This window comes from Streptomyces sp. NPDC020983, assembly GCF_044333485.1.
GTDB lineage: Bacteria > Actinomycetota > Actinomycetes > Streptomycetales > Streptomycetaceae > Actinacidiphila.
The window spans coordinates 38,416-56,713 of record NZ_JBIRRA010000002.1; the positions used below are offsets into that span (position 1 = coordinate 38,416).

The following is an 18,298-nucleotide window of genomic DNA, read 5'->3' on the forward strand; positions in this document are numbered from 1 at the left end:
GCGAGTCAGCGGTGGGTCGGATCCTGCCCCGGCTGTCCACAGCCTGTGGAGGCGGCGATGCGGTGGTTGGTGGGGTGGAGCAGTGCCACCGCGGGTCCCGTTCCGGGTGCGAGCGCGCGCACACTGCTGCCGGTCGGCGCCCAACTCCTGTGGGACGGGCCCGATCCGCTGTGGGCGGTGGGTGACTGGCGGCCCGACGAGGTCCGGGTCGTCCACGCGGACCCGGGGGGCACGGGCGGCGGCGCGTACGGCTCCGCCGCGTCCCACGGCGCCTCGTACAGCTCCTACGGCTCCAGCGGCTCGTACGGCGCCACCGGTGCGTACGGCGACGCGTACCCCTACGACGGCGGCTCCCGCACGAACGGGCGCGGCGTCAACGGCACCAGCACCCAGGCCGTCGCGCGGCTCGCGGTCTTCGGGCGCTGCGCCGCCAGCGACGCGGAACTGCGGCTCGGGCTCGTCGCCGCGCGCGGCGGCGCCCTGCGGCACGTCACGGCGTGGCCCGGCAGCTACACCGCCGTCCTGCAACTCGGCCGCCGCATCACCGTGCTGGGCGACCTCGCCGGCGCCCGCCCGGTCTTCCACACCCGCTTCGCGCGCGGCACCGCCTACGCCACCGCCGCCCTCCCGCTCGCCGACCTCGTCGAGGCCGGACTCGACGTCACCCACCTCGCCGCGCTGCTCGCCTGCCCCGACGCACCCGAGGCGCTCGGCGACGGCACCCCCTACCTCGGCGTGCGGCGCGTCCCGCCCGGCCACGCCCTCACCCTGCGCGACGGCGCCCCCGAGATCACCGGCTACGAGCCCACCGCCTCCCTCGCCGTCGGCCACCAGCCCGCCACCGCCGCCGACGCGGACGCCGCCATCGCCGCCATACGCGACGCGCTCGTCGAATCGGTGAAGGCCCGGCTCACACAGGCGCGGTACGTGCCGGAGGCCGCCCTCGCCGGGGACGCCCCCGGCCCCGACGGCCGGCTCGCGGACGCGCCCGCCCCCGGCATCGGCGCCGACCTCTCCGGCGGCTCCGCCTCCGCGACCCTCGCCCTGCTCGCCGCCGGGCTGCCCGGCATGCCCGGCATGCTGCCCGGCGCGCCCGGGACCGCCGCCGGCGAGCGGCTCCTCGCCGTCACCTTCAACGACCTCACCTCCGGCGGACTCGCGCTGCGCGAGAGCGAGATGGCCCGGGCCGGCGAACTCGCCGCCGACCCGCGGCTGCGGCACGTCGTCGTCGCCGGCGGCGAGGAGGCGCTCCCGTACGCCGACCTCACCGGCACCCGGCCGACCGTCCCGCTCACCGACGAGCCCGGGCCCTCCCTCGTCGTCGCCGAACGCCACCGGCGGCGGCTCTCCGCGGGCGGCGCCGACCACCTCATCGGGCTCGGCGCCCGGCAGGTGCTCGACGCGCACCCCGCGCGGCTCGCCGACCTGCTCATGGACCGCCGCCGCCGCCACCTCGTACGGCCCGTCGCCGCCCTCACCCGCGCGGGCGGCGCCACGGCCGGCGGCCCCGCCGTGCTCCTGCCCTTCACCGTGCCGATCACCGTCTACCGCGCCGCCCGGCGGCTCGCCCGCACCCCCTACCAGCAGGGCGTCACCGACGCGGCCGCGCTCCTGCTGCGCTACGCCGCGGGCAACGGCGCCGCCGACGGCGGCCCCGCCGACGGGCCCATCGGCGCGTCGCTCGCCGCCATGGCCTGGGTACGGCCCGGGCCCGCCGCCCGCTGGCTCACCGGCGAAGCGCTCGCCGAGGTCTCCGTACGGCTCCAGGACGCCGCCCGGCGCCCCTGGCCCATCGAACGCCCCGGCGAGCGGCGCGCCCGCGCCGTCCTCGCCCGGCACGCCGCCGACTTCCGCGTCCTGGAGCAGGCAGCCGCCGTCCCCAGCCAGCGGCTCCACGCGCCCTTCCTCGACAACGCCGTGGTACGGGCGGCACGCGCGCTCCCCGGCGCGCTCCGGGTACGCCCCGGGGCCCGCGCGGAGATCCTCCGCGACGTGCTGGGCAGCGCCGGCGTACGGGCGCTGCCCGCCGGCTGGGGCGCCGCCTCCCACTCCTCCGCCTCCGCGGCCGCCGCCGCCCGCGCCGGGATGCGCGCCGCCGTCGACCCGCTGGTCGACCTCTTCCAGGCGCCGCTGCTCGCCGACGCCGGCCTGGTCGACGCCCGCGTGATCCGGGGAGCGCTGCGCGCCGCCGCGATGTCCGGGGCACCCCTGGAGGGGCTCGGCGACATCGTGGCCGTCGAGCTGTGGCTGCGCAGGCTGCTGGCACGGAGGGGGTCGTGCTGGACCGGCACGGACTCGCCTGCGCGGCGGGCGGTGGCGGGTGGGGTGCAGCGGCTGTCGCTGTAGGGGGGTGCGCTTTGCGCTGCCGCGCGGGGTGGGCGGTTCGGGGGTGCCGGGCGCGTTTTGCGCTGCCGCGCGGGGTGGGCGTGGGCGGGTTGCCGGGTGCGTTGTGCGCTGCCGCGCGGGTGGGCGGTTCGGGGGTGCCGGGTGCGTTCTGCGCTGCCGCGCGGGGTGGGCGTGGGCGGGTGTGCCGGGTGCGTTTTGCGCTGCCGCGCGGGTGGCGGTTCGGGGGTGCGGCGGGGGGTGCCGCGTGGGTGGGGGGTGCGGTGCGCTGCTGCGTGGGGTGGGTGGGGGGTGCGGCTTGCGGTGTGGCGTGCGACCTGGTGCCGGTGGGGGCTGGTCGCGCCGTTCCCCGCGCCCCTGGTGTGCCCGGCGGGGCATCGCGGACCTGGTGCGGGGCGGTGCGGTGCGCTGCCGCGTGGGGTGGGTGGGGGTGCGCTGTGGGGTGCGGCTTGCGGTGTGGCGTGCGACCTGCTGCCGGTGGGGGCTGGTCGCGCCGTTCCCCGCGCCCCTGGTGTGCCCGGCGGGGCATCGCGCACTTGGTGCGGGGCGGGGTCGGGTGCCACTCCGGGGGTACCTCCTCGGAATGCGCGTCCGGCGTCATACGTGTCCGCGACGGAGTCGGTGCGCATTCCTGCGGGGGCACCCCCGGATCGTCCCCCTCAGGCCGGAGTGGCGGCTGCGGCCGGGCGGGGGGTGCCGTTCCGGGCGCCGGGGTGTCGGAGGGATGGCGCAGAATGGGCGGCATCGGTGAGAGGAGTGCGCGGTGACGGTGTGGGACGACGTGGTCGGGCAGCCGCATGTCGTGGCCGAGCTGGCCGCGGCCGCGGCGGATGCCGACGCCGTCGTCACGTCGGGGGCGGTGGGGTCGCGGATGACGCACGCGTGGCTCTTCACAGGGCCGCCCGGTGCGGGGCGGGCGACCGCCGCGCGCGCGTTCGCCGCCGCACTGCAGTGCGTGAGCCCGGACCGGGCGCTGGGCGGCGCGCCCGGCTGCGGCTTCTGCGAGGGCTGCCACACCGCGCTGATCGGTACGCACGCGGACGTGGAGTCCGTCCGTACGGACCTGCTCTCGATCGGCGTCAAGGACACCCGTGACCTGGTGCGGCGGGCGTCGATGTCCCCGGCGGGCGGCCGCTGGCAGGTCATCGTCCTGGAGGACGCCGACCGGCTCACCGAGGGCGCGGGCAACGTACTGCTCAAGGCCGTCGAGGAGCCGGCGCCCCGCACGGTGTGGCTGCTGTGTGCGCCCTCCGTCGAGGACGCGCTGCCCACCATCCGCTCGCGCTGCCGGCTGCTGACGCTGCGGACGCCGTCCGCCGAGGCGGTCGCGGACGTCCTGACCCGGCGCGACGGCATCGACCCGGTGCTGGCCGCGCAGGTCGCCCGGGCGACGCAGGGGCACATCGACCGCGCCCGGCGGCTGGCCACCGACGAGGCGGCCCGCGAGCGGCGGGCGGCCGTGCTGCGGCTGCCGCAGCGGATCGGCGACATCGGCGGGTGCCTGCGGGCGGCGCAGGAGCTCGTCGACGCGGCGGCGGAGGACGCCAAGACCGTCGCCGAGGAGGTCGACGCCAAGGAGACCGAGGAGCTGCGGGCCGCCCTCGGGGCGGCGGCCGGGACCGGCGGGCGGATGCCGCGGGGTACGGCCGGTGTGATGAAGGACCTGGCCGACCGGCAGAAGCGCCGTTCCACCCGCACCCAGCGCGACACCCTCGACCTCGCCCTCACCGATCTCGCCGGCTTCTACCGCGACGTCCTCGCCGTCCAGCTCGGCTCGGACGAGCGCATCGCCAACATCGAGGTCGCCGAGGGCATCCGCCGCCTCGCCGCCGACTCCCGCCCGGAGCAGAGCCTGCGCCGTATCGAGGCGGTCCTCGCCTGCCGCGAGGCCCTCGACCGCAACGTCGCCCCTCTCCTCGCCGTCGAGGCCATGACCCTCGCCCTGCGAGCCGGTTGAGCCCCCGGGCGGGCTGCTTGAGCCCCAGGCGGGCTGGTGGGCTGAGTGGTCGGTGGCCGGTGGCCGGTGGCCGGTGGCCGGTGGCCTGGTCGGCCGGTTGCCGGTTGCTGCCGGTGGGGGCTGGTCGCGCCGTTCCCCGCGCCCCTGGTGTGCCCGGCGGGGCATCGCGCACTTGGTGCGGGGCGGGGTCGGGGGCCACTCCGGGGGTACCTCCTCGGAATGCGCGTCCGGCGTCATACGTGTCCGCGACGGAGTCGGTGCGCATTCCTGCGGGGGCACCCCCGGATCGTCCCCCTCAGGCCGGAGTGGCGGCTGCAGCCGGTGGCTGGTGGTCGGGGGGTGGTCGGTGGGCTGGTGGGCTGGTCGGCCGGTGGCCGGTGGCCGGTTGCTGGTGGGCTGGTGGGCCGGTGGCCGGTTGCTGGTGGGCTGGTCGGTCGGTGGGCTGGTGGCCCGTTGGCCGGTGGGTGGGTGACCGGGTGGCCCGTAGGCCGTCGGCCCCTTGCCGTCTGCCGTCTGCCGCCTGCGGACCGGGGGTTGCGGGCGCGCGGGGGGGCCTGACGGGCGTGGCCTCCGGGGAGACCTTCCTGCTCGGCGGACGCATGCCGCCCGGGGTGGCCGCGGCGTCCACCTGCCGCCCCTGGTGTGCGGCGTTCGGGTGATCGCGGGGCGGAGTGCGTGACGGCAGCCGGGGGTCGGGCGGTGGGCGTTGCAAGGTGCAGGCAGTGGTGTGCTGCCTGCCTGCCGTGTCCCCGCGGGGGGCGCCGTCCCGAGGGGGTTGCCGTGGCTGACGTCGTGTGGTCCGTGCTGGTCGTAGCGGCCGGGGCGGCGGCCGTGCTGCTCGGGTGCCGGGCGGTGCGGCACTGGGCGGCGGAGCGGACGGGGCGGCCGTACGAGCTGCCCGTCGACCGCGGCGGCACCGTGATGCGTGCCGGGGCTGCTGCGGCGGCCGCGCTCGTGGCCGGAGTGCTGGCCCTTCCGCTGCTCGGGGGCGGGGGTGGTGCGGCCGGGGGCGGGGGCACGGCCCGTGTGAGCGCGGACGGCGGCAAGGCGTCCGGTACACCCGCGGCCCTGCCCGAGGTGCCGGCGCGTACCCCCCAGCCCGCGCCGCCGCCGCCCGCGGTGCGCACGCTCGGGTATCCGGCCGGCGGGACGCTCGACGAGCTGGCGGACGGCACGCGGGTGTGGCTGCCGCCGTGGTACGCCTCGCGGCGGGGCGTACGCGTCGCCTTCCCCGTCGCCGTCGCCCACCTGCCGGCGGGGCGCGAGGCCGAGCTGTTCGCGGGCTTCGCCCTCGCCGCCCGGAGCGGGCTCGCCGACTCCTTCGTCCTGGTCCTCCCCGCGGACTGCGGCCGTGCGGGCGCCGCCCTCGCCGCGGCGGGGCGGCGCTTCCGCGTCCTGCCGGGGCGCGGTGCCACGGGCGTCATCGGCGTCGGTGCCGGGGCTCCCTGCGCCGTGAACGCGGCGCTCGCCCCCACCGGCCGCTATGGCGCCGCCGCCGGTGTCTCCGGTCTGTACCCACCCCTGGCCGCCTCCTCCCCGGCGCGGTCCGCGCTCCGCAGCGACCCGCCTTCCCTGCTGCTCGCCTCGGCTCCCGGCGACGCCGCGGGCCAGGCCGCCGCCCGGCGGCTGCGCGCAGCCCTCCACCCGCGCCGGGCCGACGACGTACGCCTGGTCGGCGGCGTGCCGGTCAGCCGCGAGCTCTTCGCCCGGATCGCCGGCTACCTCACGGAGAAGCTGGACGGACCCGCCGCCGTGCCGGCCCCGTCCGCTTCCGCAGCGCCCTCGGCCCGCGCCCGCTGATCACCCCCGCCGCACCGGCGCGCAATCGTGCAAACCGCGCCAAAGTCCGTATCCACCCGTAAGGGGGGCGTCTCGGGGCGCGGCTGCGACGGACGCCCGCTACGCTCGCATTCATCCGACAGGAGGACTTGAGCCGCCGATGCATCTCACGCGCCCGCTCCGCCTCCCGGCCGCCGCTCTCGCGGTGGCCGGGCTGCTGCTGTCCACATGCTCGGCGTGCACGGACGGCGGCCACCCGGCCTCCGCCTCCGCCTCGGCGTCCTTCCCGGTGCGGGACACGGCCGCGCCGGCTCCCGGCGCCACGGCGCAGCCCGCGACGGAAGCGACGCTCAGCCCCCTGCCGGCCGCGACGCCCGCGAACCTGAAGCCGTACTACCGGCAGAAGCTCGCCTGGCACTCCTGCGGTGTCCCGGACTTCGACTGCGCCACGATGCGCGTGCCGCTGGACTACGCACACCCCTCCGCCACGACCGACCTGGAGCTGGCCGTCGCCCGCAAGAAGGCCACCGGCCCCGGCAAGCGGCTCGGCTCGCTCCTGGTCAACCCCGGCGGTCCGGGCGGCTCGGCGATCGACTACATGCAGTACGCGGCGCTCGGCTACCCCGCCGCCGTCACCGCCCGCTACGACATGGCGGCCGTCGACCCGCGCGGGGTAGCCCGCAGCGAGCCGGTCAAATGCCTGACCGACCAGCAGATGGACGCCTACACGGCCGTCGACACCACCCCCGACGACGCCGCCGAGCAGGGCAAGCTCGCCACCGCCGACCGCGCCTTCGCCGGCGGCTGCAAGAAGATGTCCGCCACGCTGCTCGGCCACGTCTCCACCGTCGACTCCGCGCGCGACATGGACGTCCTGCGGCAACTGCTCGGCGACGCCAGGCTGAATTACGTGGGCAAGTCGTACGGCACCTTCCTCGGTGCCACCTACGCCGGCCTCTTCCCGCAGCGCGTCGGCCGGCTCGTCCTCGACGGCGCCATGGACCCGTCCGTGGACGCCCTGGAGAGCAGCCGCGCCCAGGCCGGCGGCTTCGAGACGGCCTTCGGCGCCTTCGCCCGCGACTGCGTCAAGCGCTCCGACTGCCCCCTCGGACACACCTCCACCGCCGACGCCGGCAAGCGCATCGACGCCCTCTTCGCCGCCCTCGACAGGCACCCGCTCCCCACCGGCACCCCCCGCCCCCTCACCGAGGCGCTCGGCACCACCGGTGTGATCGCGGCGATGTACGACCAGGAGGCGTGGCCCTCCCTGCGCGGCGCCCTGATCAGCGCGAACAAGGGCGACGGCGCACCGCTCCTGAAGCTCTCCGACAGCTATTACGAGCGCGACGACAACGGCAAGTACAGCAATCTGATGTACGCCAACGCCGCCGTGAACTGCCTCGACCTCCCCCCGGCCTTCCGCTCCCCGGCCGACGTCGACAAGGCGGTGGCCTCCTTCCGCGCCGCCTCCCCGCACTTCGGCACCGCCCTGGCCTGGTCCTCCCTGGTCTGCGGATACTGGCCCCTGCACGCCACCGGCCACCCCGAACGCATCCCCGCGAAGGGCGCCGCCCCGATCCTCGTCGTCGGGACCCTCCGCGACCCGGCCACCCCCTACGCCTGGGCCCGGTCCCTCGCCTCCCAGCTCACCTCCGGCACCCTCCTCACCTACGACGGCGACGGCCACACCGCCTACGCCCGCGGCTCCACCTGCATCGACAGCGCCGTCAACGCCTACCTCCTCTCCGGCACCGTCCCCCCCGCCCACAAGAAGTGCACCTGACCAGCCCCGCCGCCACCCGGTCGGGACCACCCCCCGGAACCCTGTAGACTTTCTCCCGCTGCGCCTGCCAATCTTGGCACTACGCGCGCAGCACGCCGCCTTAGCTCAGTTGGCCAGAGCAACGCACTCGTAATGCGTAGGTCTCGGGTTCGAATCCCGAAGGCGGCTCCACGAAACCCCAGGTCACATAGCCCGTGACCTGGGGTTTTGCTTTTCCTTCCCGCGCCGCGGCTCCCCCGGGACGGCCGGAAAGTCCCCCGGGAGCTCCCGGAGCACTCGGCCGCGCCTCGTCCTGCCGGGTGCCGGGCCGCTCCGAGTGGTGCGGGGCCGGCGCGGGCCGCGTGTTCAGTGCTTCCAGGTGCTCACGTTGGACCACTCGGCGTCGGCGTAGTTGCCCCAGTTGACGTGCATCGCGTGGGCGATGCGGCCCAGGACGCCCTGGGGGCCGAGGAGGCCGTCCGCGGCGAGGTCCCACTCGTTCATCATGTCCTGGTAGTACGTGGCGGCGCTGCTCTGGAGCCACTCCTGCTCCAGGGGGGCGAGGCGGCCCTTGAGGGCGTGCAGCTCCTCGGCGATGGTCGCGGCCATGCCGTTGATGGTGGTGCCGGCCGCGCTCAGGGAGTCGTCGACCTTGATCCGGGCGCTGCCGATGGAGGACGGGTCGGCCATCTGGGGCTCCTCTAGTCGAAGTTCGTGCCGGTGGGCGGGGTGGGGAGGTCCTCGTGGAGGGCGCGGAGGTTGTTGATGTTCTGCGCCTCGGAGTTGATGTAGTTGGCGTACGTGCCCTGGAGGCCGGAGGCGATGTCCGTCAGCGCGTCGTGCAGCATGCGCGCGTAGATGTCGTAGTCCTGCATCAGGACGAGGAAGGTGTCCCGGGCCACACCGCCCCAGGCGCTCTCCAGCTCCTGGACGTAGGACTTGAGCTGGCCCAGCTGCTCTTCGATGCGCTGGGCGGTGTTGAGGGTGTCCGTGCGCGCCTGGGCCAGGTACTCGGGGGTGACCGCGTAGTTGACGCCCCCGACGGTGGCGAAGCCACCGCCCGTCGCGTCCGGTTTGACGCTCTTGTAGAAAACGGGTCCTGCGTCCCCTGCGGGTTGGGGCGGAGGTGTCATAGCTCACCACCAGGTTGTGTTGGCGACATGCCGTGCGTCGGCATCCCGGGGGCCTCGCCGTCGGTGGCCACTCTGCCAACGACGTCGCTGCCGGGAAACCAGTTCCGGATATTCGGCGGGTAATTACCGGTCCCAGACCGGTGGTTGGTGCACCTAAACGAACGAAACGGCTTCCGGATCGGGGTGGAGTTAGGGTACAACTCTCCCCGCTTTTCGGCCTGTTCGTCAGCGCTTCCCCTTCCGTTCCGGCCAGGGGCACACGCATCCGATGGGCGGCGAGCATACGGTACGGCGGTGAACGCCGTTCATCGACACGTGCGCGAAACACCGCGCCTGAGGGAGGGGTTGGCACATGGGTGGGACAACGGAACGGCCGTCGGGGGACGTCCCCGCCGAGCCGGAACTGCGTGATCCGAAGGTGCCCGGATCGGCCGGGGAAGCCTCGCCCGAGCCGGACCCGGAGGAGGCCTCCGCGGCGGGCTCCGGAAGCGGTTCGGCAAGCGGTTCGGCAAGCGCTTCGGCGAGCGGTTCGGCCGGCGTCCCGGCTCGCGGCTCGCTGCGGCGCGGCCAGTGGGCCGCCCGGTCGGGCGCCGCCTCGTCGAGCCCCGGGTCGAGCACCGGCCCGTCGGGCGCGGCCCCGTCGCCTTCCGGTGGGGGCACCGTCCCGCCGGGCGCCGATCCGGACGAGCCGGAGGAGGAGGCGCTCGCCGCCGACGGCCCGGCGGAGCCCCGGCGGCGCCGGAGCGTGTCCACGACCGCCGTCCTGGCCGCCGTCGCGGTGCTGCTGGTCGGCCTCGGTACGGCCGTGGCCGTCCAGGTCCACGGCCACGGCACGCCGTCCGGGAAGAAGAACCTGGCCGACACCGCCGACACCGCCGACACCGGCCCCGTCGCGCCCCGGCAGACCGTCCAGGCGTCGCTGCCCGCGGCGCGCCCGACGAGCGCGGCGCCGAAGAGCGCGACGAAGAAGCCGTCCCCGTCGCGGCAGGCCACCGCGGCCGCGCCCGCCGCCCCGCTCTCGCCGGCGCAGCAGCGCGCCGCGGGCACCGGTGACTCCGTGGTGAAGAACGCCAAGGCCCCGGCGGCGACCGCGGCGACGACCGTCCAGCAACTGGCCGTGGAGGATCCGAGCGGGCGGCACATCTGCTACCGGGTCTACACGGCGGCCCACGGCTGGAGCGCCGTCGCCTGCGACGGCAACGTGGCGGGCACGGTGGGCGGCGCGCCGGTCAGGGCTGTGAACATCGCCGTGGCCGGGACCAAGGGCACGTCCGGCGCGGCCTACGTCCACGACCCCGCGTCGACCAACGGCGAGGGGCACTTCGTCTCCGCGTGGTCGAACGCCGCGGACGGCGTCGACAACTACGTCGGCAGCACCGCGAAGAACGCCCCGTTCATGCTGGGGTTCACGATCAACGTCGACAAGGGCGACATGGCCGTCTGCCAGTCCGGCTACGTGAGCGACGACGGCTGGCTCGACCTGCAGTGCGACACGGTCAACCAGGGATTCACCTTCACCTACGCCGGCACCCACCACAACGACGCGTGGATGGAGGCGGTCGAGCTCAGGGTGTGATCCGCCCGGCCGCGCCGCGCGCCCCCGGCGTCCGTCCGTGCCGCCGGGGGGCGCCCGGTGGGACGGCCCGGACCGGGGCGGCGGTGACACCAGAACTGGGTACTGGGAGACACGCGGTCCGCCCCTCGACAATGGGCCGAGCCCCATTGCGGAACCCCAAGGACATCCTCCCGTGGACGAGCACTGCCGGATCACCGTCGTCGGCGAACGGCGCCAGGTCGACCTGGCCGTACCCGCCGACGCGCCGATCATCACCTACGTCGAGTCCCTGGTCCGGATGTGCGGCCAGCCGCAGGCCGACGTGATGCCCGCCGCGTGGTCGCTGGCCGTCGCCGCCGAGGAGCCGTTCGCCCCCGAACGCTCCCTGGTGCAGGCGGGCGTCGTGGACGGCCAGGTGCTCTACCTGCGCGACGTGACGGCGCACGAGTTCGACGAGCCCGTCGTGCACGACGTGGCCGAGCGGGTCACCGAGGTCGCCGGGGGAGTGCTGGAACGCGGCTGGACCGCCCGCACCCGCGTGGTGTCGGTCGCCGCCGCCGGGATGTGCTGGCTGCTGGCCGTGCTGGTGGTGGCGCTGCTCTGCGGGCGGATGGCCCACAGGGTCGTCGGCGACCTCACCGTGACGGCCGGACTCGTGCTGCCGGCACTGGCGTGGGTGGCGAGCGAGCGGCGGTGGCCGCTGCCGTGGCGGCTGCGTGAGGCCTTCGCGCTCGCCGCGGTGCCGCTGCTGGCCCTCGGCGCCGGGATCGCGGCGGCGGCCGAGTGGGCGCCCGGCGCGGAGGGCCCCGGCGGGGAGCTGACCCGCGGCGGGTTCGTCCTGGGAGCGCTCGCCGTGGGCGCCCTGATCGGCGCGCTGATCGCCTACGTCGCCGCGTTCGGCGTGGTGACCTGCGCGGTCCTCGCCGCCGCCGCGGTCGTCGCGGGGGCCGGCACGCTGCTGGCCCTCGTGGGCGCCGACGGCACCCAGGCCGCCGCCGTGGCGGCCGTGTGCGCGTTCGTGCTGCTCACCTTCAGCGCGCAGACCGCGAGCGGCGTCGTGGGCCACGTCTTCCGGCGGGAGGCGGACCGCCGGCCGGCCGGGTCGGAGAACGAGGGCGAGGACCGGGTGGCCCTCGCGGTCGCCGCGGCCCGCACGCTGCTGGTGGCCTGGACGTGGTTCCTCACCGCGGTCGCGGCCGCCGCGCTGGTCGCCCTGGCGGCCTCGCCGTCCCGCTACGGCGTGGGGCTGGCGGCGTGCCTGGGCGTCGCGCTGCTGCTGCGTGCCGGGGGAGGGCGGCTGGCCGCGGAGGTGGTGGCGGTGGGCGCCGCGGGCGCCGCCGGCCTGTGCATGGTGCTGGTGCTCGGCGCCGGGCGGCTGGGCTGGAACGGATGGACGGCGCCCGGTGCGGCGTGCCTGGTCGCCGCGGGCCTGCTCGTGTACGGCTTCCGCAACCTGATGCGCGGGTCGGGCCCGCTGGAGCGCGCCCGGCACGGCTGGCCGACCAGTGCCGCCTCGCTCCTGGGCGCGGGCGGAATCGCCCTGGCCGTCGCCACGTTCGGCGTCTTCGGGGCCGTCCTCGATCTCGGCCGGCATCTGTGAGCGGCCTGTTCCGCGGCCACCTGCGGCCGGGCGGCGGTTCTGCGTACGGCCCGGGTCACCGGTCAGGCGGCGGCGGGTTTGCGTACGCCCCCGGGGCTCGGGTCGGCGGCCGGGCGCTGCTCCTCCGGGCCGGGGAGCAGGCCGAGTTCGAAGGCCTTGCGGGTCAGCTCGGCCTTGTTGCCGACGCCCAGCTTGTTCCTGATCCGCTTGACGTAGGTGCTGACCGTGGCCTCGGTCAGGGCCATCCGGCGGGCGATCTGGCGGTGCGTCAGGCCGGCGGCCAGCCAGCGCAGTGTCTCGATCTCGCGGCGGGCGAGCGCGGGCGGGTCCGCCGCCCAGGGCTGCCGCAGTTCCGCGTGGAGGTGGCCGGCGAGCGCCGGGTCGACGTGGATGCCGCCGCGCGCCACCGTGTCGACGGCGCCGAGCAGTTCGTCCTCCGCGGACATGCGGCCGACGCATCCGTGGGCCCCGGCCCGCAGTGCGGCGGCGACCGGCCGGCCGTCGGTGAAGTCGGCGACGACCAGGACCCGGCCGAGTCCGCGTGCCTCCTCGACGACCGTGTCGTGGGCCTCGTCGGACCGCGCGGACAGGCCGAGCACGACGACGTCCAGTTGCGGTGCGGCGCCGGCCGGTTCGGCGGGCGTGGCCGCGGCGAGCGCACCGGCCAAGTCGCCGGGCCCGGCCACGGAGGTGGCCACGCGGATCCGGGGGCTCGCGGACAGCAGGCTCATCAGCCCGCGCCGCACAAGGGTGTGCTGTTCGACGATGGCAACGCGCAAAATCCGTGGCATCGGGCTCCTGCCGTTCTCTCTCCACTGCGCGGACCACGAAATATTTCGAAGGGTCAGCCGCGTTGTGGCGGGTCAATAATACCGGCTGCAAAGGCAGTTGTGTTTCCAGCATGTGTAGGCCGACAGGGTTTGCCGGTGGCGGCCGTCACGGGACCGCCGGTGAAATACACGTTTCTGACCGGCATTCGGTTGCGGACCGCCCGCGCTCCCCGGGTTCGCGGGGCGTGACAACGGGGCGGGGACGGCCGGCGGGTGGAGTTGCCCGCACACGTACGGGAAAAGGGCGTTCTGGCGTTCCTGACCGGCGGAACCACCAGTTCATGAGGAGTGCAGGCTGCGTATGAACGACGAGGACTGGCGGGGATTCGCCTCCGCCTTCGACCGCGCGGTGCGGCCCGACGCCCGGCCGGCCCATTCGGGTGCCCGGGTGCTCGCCATCGGCTTCGCGGTGGTCGTCGCCGTGGGCCTGGCCGCCCTGCTGAAGGGCGCGCTGGGCGGCGGCCGGGTGGCGGCGTCGCCGGGCGACGTCAAACCCCTGGCCACGCCCGCCTCCCGCGCGGCCGGCGCGCCCCAGGCCGGCAAGGACTGGACAGCGGTGGCCGGCCCCGGCTGCGCCTCCGACGCCACGAGCGGCTTCACGGCGTACGGCTACTACACCGGGACCAACAGCGACCAGACGACCGGCTGGTCCACGTCGGCCAAGGGCGGTTACAGCGGCGGCAGTTGCACCGGCAGTTACCTGTCCCTGCCGGTCTCCGGGCAGCCGGCGTCCTACGACCAGGACCGTTTCGCGCTGTGGCGGTTCGACTTCGGGGCGACGTACACCAGTGCCTCCTGCACCCTGTCCACCTACGTGCCGGAGGGCGCGCGGACCGCGGTGGGCGGCGACCCGGCGTACTACTACTACTTCCAGACGGACGACGGCTACGGCACCACCGGGGCGCCGCTCGGCGGCTACCGCGTCGACCAGGTCGGCCAGCACGGCCGCTGGGTCACCGGCAGCCCCTTCAAGGTCAGGACCGGCGTGGTGACGGTCAAGCTGGTCGACGCCGGGGCCCGCGACGGCGGCGCGGCGAAGGACGCGCACGTCGCCGCCGCGCAGGTGCGGATCACCTGCCACGCCGTATGAGCACCTCCGGAGCCGGCGGCTTCCCCGGCCGCGGCACCCGGGGGCGGCGGTGAAGACGCTGCGGGTGGGCCCGCGCGGCTGGGGCGGGCACCGTACCGTCACGGCGGCGGTGCGGGCCGCCGAGCCGGGCGCGGTCGTCTCCGTCCAGCCCGGCACGTACACCGGCAGCGTCGTCCTGGACCGCGGCGTCAGCCTGGTCGCCGAGAAGGGCCCGGGCACGGTGCGGCTGATCGGTGGCAACGGGCCCGCCCTCACCGTGCACGGCGCCGGCGGCACCGTACGCGACCTGGTGATCGAGCACCCGCAGGGCGAGCCGGCGGTGTCCGTCACCGCCGGCGACGTCGTGATCGAGGGGTGCGAGATCACCGGCGGCCCGCTGAGCGTCACCGGCACGGCGAGCCCCGTGGTGCGCGACTGCCGGGTGCACCACACCGGCGAGGTCGGACTCCACCTGGGCGGCGACAGCACCGCCCTGATCGAGCGGACCGAGATCACCGACATCGCCTCGGCCGGCGTCTTCGTCGACCACGGGGCCGCCCCCGTCCTGCGGCAGGTCACCGTCGCCGGGACCGGCGGCCACGGGCTGCGCTTCACCGGTTCCTCGCGCGCCGTCGCCGAGGACTGCGAGGTGAGCCGCACGGGCGTCGCTGCCGTGGCCGTCGACGCCACCGCGCTGCCGCGGCTGACGGACTGCCGGATCACGCGCAGCGCCGCCGCCGGAGTCCTCGTCACCGGCCGGGCCGGGGCCTCCGGCCGCGGCCCGGAGCCCGCCGACGGCGGCGCGCGGCCGGGGCGGCCCACCGGCGCGGCCGCGGCCGCCCCCGGCGAGGACGCGGGGGGCGGCGCGTCCGGTGTGGTGCTGCGCGGCTGCCGCATCTCCGACACGGCCACCGACGGTGTGCACGTGACCGGCCAGGCCGTGGCCACGCTGGTGGACTGCCGGATCGCCCAGGCGGGGGCGGCCGGCGTCGTCGCCGCCGGCGACGCGCGGCTGCGGCTGGAGGCCACGGCGATCAGCGACACCGGGGACACCGGCCTGGCGGCCGGCGGCGCCGCGCACGTCGAGGTCCGCCGCGGCGCCGTCCACCGGGCGGGGGCCAACGGCGTGTACGCGGCGGACAGCGCCCGGCTGGAGCTGCACGCGACCGTCGTCGGCGAGGCCGCCTACACGGCCGCGCACGCCGGCGGCACCAGCCGGCTCGCGCTGCACGGATGCGAACTGCGCGGCACCCCGGAGCACGGGGTGCACGGCGTCGAGGACGCGGTCGTCACCGTCGAGGACACCGTCATCGAGGACGTCGGCCTGGCCGGGCTGTGCGTCGACGGGGCCGACCTGGCGGCCCGGCGCTGCCGGATCACCAAGGCCGCCACCGGCATCGCCCTGGCCACCGCGCACCGCCCGCTCGTCGAGGACTGCCGCGTCGAGGGCTGCTCCGGTATCGGGCTCGACGTGGCCGCGGGCACGGCCGCGCTCGTCGTGGGCTCCCAGATCCGCGACACCGGCGGCGCGGGCGTCTACGTGCGGGAGCGCGCCGAACCCTGGCTCGTCGACTGCTCCGTGGCCGGCACGCGCGGCACCGGGCTGGTCGTGCGGGAGGGCGCGGCGCCCCGGGTGCGGGGGCTGTCCGTCACCGGAACCGCCAAGAACGGCGTGTACGTCGCGGACGGCGGCCGGGGCCGCTTCGAGGACTGCGACATCAGCGACGCCGGTTTCCCCGCCGTCTACGTGGGCGCGGGCGCGGCCCCGCTGCTGCGCGGCTGCCTCGTCCACGACACGGAGGAGGCCGTGGAGTGCGCCGAGGGCGCCGCCGCGCGGTTCGTCGGATGCCGGGTCAGGGACGTCCGGACGGGGGAGTTCCCCGAGGGTGCCGAGGGGCCGGAGGGGCCGGAGGGTTCGAAAGGTCCAGCGGGTGCCGGTGCGGCCGGGCCCGGGGCGCCGCTGCCGGTCCCTGCGGGCGCCGGGGCCAAGGGCGCGGAGGCCGCCGGGGTCGCACCGGACGGGGGCGACGGCGGCAGCGACGGGGACGGCGAAGGGAAGGACGGCGGGGCCGAAGAACTCGCCCTCGCGCTTGCGGAGTTGGAGGGCCTGGTCGGCCTGGACGGGGTCAAGCAGGACGTCAGCACCATGGTCAAGGTGATGCAGATGGTCCGGCAGCGCACCGAGGCCGGCCTGGCGTCCCCGCCGCTCAGCCGGCACCTGGTCTTCGCCGGGAACAGCGGCACCGGCAAGACGACCGTGGCCCGCCTCTACGGCCGGATCCTCGCCGCGGTCGGCCTGCTCTCCCGCGGGCACCTGGTCGAGGCGGACCGCGGCTCGCTGGTCGGCGAGTACGTCGGCCACACGGCGCCCAAGACCACCGCGGTGTTCCGGCAGGCCCTCGGCGGCGTGCTGTTCATCGACGAGGCGTACGCGCTCACGCCCGGCGGCCAGGGCGCGGACTTCGGCCGGGAGGCCATCGCCACGCTCGTGAAGCTCATGGAGGACCACCGCGACAACATCGTCGTCATCGTGGCCGGCTACCCGGACGAGATGGAGCGCTTCGTCGGCGTCAACCCGGGCCTGGCCTCGCGGTTCAGCCGCACCCTCATGTTCGAGGACTACCGGGACGCGGAGCTGGTGCGCATCGTCGAGTGGCAGGCGGGCCACCACGAGTACCAGCTGCCCGACCGCACGCGCGAGGCGCTGCTCGGCCACTTCGGCGCGATGGTCCGCGACGACCGGTTCGGCAACGGCCGCACCGCCCGGCAGACCTTCCAGCGGATGACGGAGAACCACGCGCGGCGGGTGGTCGACATGGCCGCGCCGACCACGGAGGACCTGGTGACGCTCCTGCCGGAGGACCTGCCGGGTGCGCCCGCCGTTTCAGGTGCTCCGGGCCCCTCCGGCGGGGCGGAGGCGGGCCAGGTGTATTGACCCGCGTCAACAACGCTGCGGGTCAATGCACCTAGCGGCGTACCGTTCAGGTGCCCGCGTCCTTGAACGCGGAGTTGAGGTCCATCGAGGCGTAGGACTGGCCGGCGTTGTTGAGCAGCGCGTTGAACTGGCCGCACGCCTCGATGACGTTGCCGATGGTGTTCAGCAGGTTCTTCATCTGCGGGATGATCGTGGCGGCGAACTCCACCGACTCCGAGTCGGCCTCGTCGGCCACCCAGTGGCCGCCGTAGTAGCCGGGTTGGCCCGAAGGGGACGTGTTCGCCACCCGCTGCCCGGTCTGCTGCCCGAAGTAGTTGTCGTCGGCGGCCGCCTTGTCGACCGCCTCCTTCAGGGTGCCGTAGCCGGTGACCATCGAGGAGGTCGCGTTGAGGCAGGTCTGCTCGGCGCTGACGAGCGCGGACAGCTGGATGCTGAAACGGCCGGCCTCCATGCCGAGGACCTTGTCGCTGTCCGCGGCCTTCGACCCGGTCGCGACGATGTCCGGCGCCGTCGTGTAGGCCATGCTGAGGTGCGGCTCATTGCCGCTCTTCTCGTGCCGGCCGTCGCCCTTGCCGGAGTCGCCGCTCGCGGTGTTGACCTTGCCGCCGTATACGTCGGTGTAGTCCTTGCCGGCCGCGCTCTGGGTGTGGTCCGACGAGTCCACCGTCGGCTGCCAGGGCTTCGCCTGGTATTTGGACTTGATCGGCTTGACGTGACCCGAGTCGGAGGACACCGGCTGCGCACCCGCTCTCTGTTCGACGTACGGGGCCGTGAACCTCCCGGCTGAGCACGGGGGTTCGCCGGCCGCACTACGGACCACCCTTATCCTCGCCGCCCGCCGGCGCGATGGCGATGTCCCCGTTCCTGGACGCCCCCGCTCACCCCGAAGTGGGCCTTCCGGTCTCCGCGCACCGCTCCGTACGGTGTGAGGGAAGCCTGGAGAAGGAGAGTGGAGCCGCGACGTGACGACACCGCCACCGGGAGACACCGGTTCCTCAGCGGCCGTTCACGAGCAGATGACCGTCGACGGCCACCAGGTGTCCGGGACGCGACAGCCGGACGGCTCCTTCTTCTCCGACGACGGCACGGTCTACGTCGACGCGAAGGGCAAGGTCGAGCACGGGCTGACGGCGCCGGACGGGACGTTTCTTCCGCATGGCGCCACGCATGTGATCGACGGTCACACGGTGTGGGGGACGGTCGGGGACGACGGGTCGTTCCTGTCGGAGGACAGGACCGTCCTGGTCACGGCGTCCGGTCATGTCGAGCACGGCAAGATCGTGGGCGACCGGTTCCTGGTGGAGCGCACGGTCGACGGCAAGGTGCTGTGGGGTG

The 18,298-nt window shown here is 75.5% G+C and carries 12 protein-coding genes, 1 tRNA gene and 1 pseudogene; 10 read left to right on the forward strand and 4 right to left on the reverse strand.

The genetic code is table 11. From position 1 onward, the window contains the following. The first annotated feature begins 57 nt into the window (after positions 1 to 57). From ACH4SE_RS03785 to ACH4SE_RS03805, 5 genes are all read left to right on the forward strand, one after another. A complete protein-coding gene (locus ACH4SE_RS03785; protein WP_398541662.1) occupies positions 58 to 2,346 on the forward strand; it encodes an asparagine synthase-related protein in 2,289 nt (762 codons plus the stop codon). 760 nt (positions 2,347 to 3,106) lie between these two features. Continuing rightward, entirely contained in the window at positions 3,107 to 4,300 is a 1,194-nt protein-coding gene (locus ACH4SE_RS03790) for a DNA polymerase III subunit delta' (protein WP_398541663.1), read from the forward strand. 780 nt (positions 4,301 to 5,080) lie between these two features. Further along, entirely contained in the window at positions 5,081 to 6,100 is a 1,020-nt protein-coding gene (locus ACH4SE_RS03795) for a hypothetical protein (RefSeq protein WP_398541664.1), read from the forward strand. 139 nt (positions 6,101 to 6,239) lie between these two features. After that, complete coding sequence (locus tag ACH4SE_RS03800) at positions 6,240 to 7,862, forward strand: alpha/beta hydrolase (protein WP_398541665.1); 1,623 nt, start codon at positions 6,240 to 6,242, stop codon at positions 7,860 to 7,862. A 94-nt stretch (positions 7,863 to 7,956) separates the two neighbouring features. Further along, positions 7,957 to 8,033: transfer RNA gene (locus ACH4SE_RS03805), tRNA-Thr, on the forward strand. A 174-nt stretch (positions 8,034 to 8,207) separates the two neighbouring features. Here the strand turns inward: ACH4SE_RS03805 and ACH4SE_RS03810 are convergent. Both ACH4SE_RS03810 and ACH4SE_RS03815 read right to left on the reverse strand, forming a co-directional pair. Continuing rightward, positions 8,208 to 8,531: a WXG100 family type VII secretion target gene (locus tag ACH4SE_RS03810; RefSeq protein ID WP_398541666.1), complete on the reverse strand. Its 324-nt coding sequence runs from the start codon at positions 8,529 to 8,531 to the stop codon at positions 8,208 to 8,210. An 11-nt stretch (positions 8,532 to 8,542) separates the two neighbouring features. Beyond that, a complete protein-coding gene (locus tag ACH4SE_RS03815; protein WP_398541667.1) occupies positions 8,543 to 8,974 on the reverse strand; it encodes a WXG100 family type VII secretion target in 432 nt (143 codons plus the stop codon). 352 nt (positions 8,975 to 9,326) lie between these two features. On the opposite strand from ACH4SE_RS03815, the gene ACH4SE_RS03820 reads away from it, so the two are divergent. Both ACH4SE_RS03820 and ACH4SE_RS03825 read left to right on the forward strand, forming a co-directional pair. Further along, on the forward strand, positions 9,327 to 10,550 hold the full coding sequence (locus ACH4SE_RS03820; RefSeq protein WP_398541668.1) for a hypothetical protein: 1,224 nt from the start codon (positions 9,327 to 9,329) through the stop codon (positions 10,548 to 10,550). Between the two features lie 172 nt (positions 10,551 to 10,722). Beyond that, on the forward strand, positions 10,723 to 12,129 hold the full coding sequence (locus ACH4SE_RS03825; protein ID WP_398541669.1) for an EsaB/YukD family protein: 1,407 nt from the start codon (positions 10,723 to 10,725) through the stop codon (positions 12,127 to 12,129). A gap of 62 nt (positions 12,130 to 12,191) precedes the next feature. Here ACH4SE_RS03825 and ACH4SE_RS03830 read toward each other — a convergent pair whose 3' ends face one another. Further along, positions 12,192 to 12,920: a LuxR C-terminal-related transcriptional regulator gene (locus ACH4SE_RS03830; RefSeq protein ID WP_398541670.1), complete on the reverse strand. Its 729-nt coding sequence runs from the start codon at positions 12,918 to 12,920 to the stop codon at positions 12,192 to 12,194. 340 nt (positions 12,921 to 13,260) lie between these two features. Between ACH4SE_RS03830 and ACH4SE_RS03835 the strand changes: the two genes are divergently transcribed. Further along, entirely contained in the window at positions 13,261 to 14,049 is a 789-nt protein-coding gene (locus tag ACH4SE_RS03835; RefSeq protein ID WP_398541671.1) for a hypothetical protein, read from the forward strand. 49 nt (positions 14,050 to 14,098) lie between these two features. After that, positions 14,099 to 16,963 carry a right-handed parallel beta-helix repeat-containing protein gene (locus ACH4SE_RS03840; protein WP_398541672.1) on the forward strand — a complete coding sequence of 955 codons (2,865 nt, stop codon included), beginning with the start codon at positions 14,099 to 14,101 and terminating at the stop codon, positions 16,961 to 16,963. Between the two features lie 46 nt (positions 16,964 to 17,009). Here ACH4SE_RS03840 and ACH4SE_RS03845 read toward each other — a convergent pair whose 3' ends face one another. Next, positions 17,010 to 17,696, reverse strand: a complete 687-nt coding sequence (locus ACH4SE_RS03845; protein ID WP_398541673.1) for a hypothetical protein — start codon at positions 17,694 to 17,696, stop codon at positions 17,010 to 17,012. Positions 17,697 to 17,925: 229 nt separating this feature from the next. On the opposite strand from ACH4SE_RS03845, the pseudogene ACH4SE_RS03850 reads away from it, so the two are divergent. Beyond that, a pseudogene (locus ACH4SE_RS03850) lies at positions 17,926 to 18,298 on the forward strand (hypothetical protein); the annotation flags it as partial.

Excerpts from the sequence above, each read along its gene's own strand:
- ACH4SE_RS03785 (WP_398541662.1), top strand. The coding sequence starts at position 58 with ATGCGGTGGTTGGTGGGGTGGAGCAGTGCCACCGCGGGTCCCGTTCCG.
- ACH4SE_RS03800 (WP_398541665.1), top strand. The coding sequence starts at position 6,240 with ATGCATCTCACGCGCCCGCTCCGCCTCCCGGCCGCCGCTCTCGCGGTG.
- ACH4SE_RS03810 (WP_398541666.1), bottom strand. The coding sequence starts at position 8,531 with ATGGCCGACCCGTCCTCCATCGGCAGCGCCCGGATCAAGGTCGACGAC.
- ACH4SE_RS03815 (WP_398541667.1), bottom strand. The coding sequence starts at position 8,974 with ATGACACCTCCGCCCCAACCCGCAGGGGACGCAGGACCCGTTTTCTAC.
- ACH4SE_RS03820 (WP_398541668.1), top strand. The coding sequence starts at position 9,327 with ATGGGTGGGACAACGGAACGGCCGTCGGGGGACGTCCCCGCCGAGCCG.
- ACH4SE_RS03830 (WP_398541670.1), bottom strand. The coding sequence starts at position 12,920 with ATGCCACGGATTTTGCGCGTTGCCATCGTCGAACAGCACACCCTTGTG.
- ACH4SE_RS03835 (WP_398541671.1), top strand. The coding sequence starts at position 13,261 with ATGAACGACGAGGACTGGCGGGGATTCGCCTCCGCCTTCGACCGCGCG.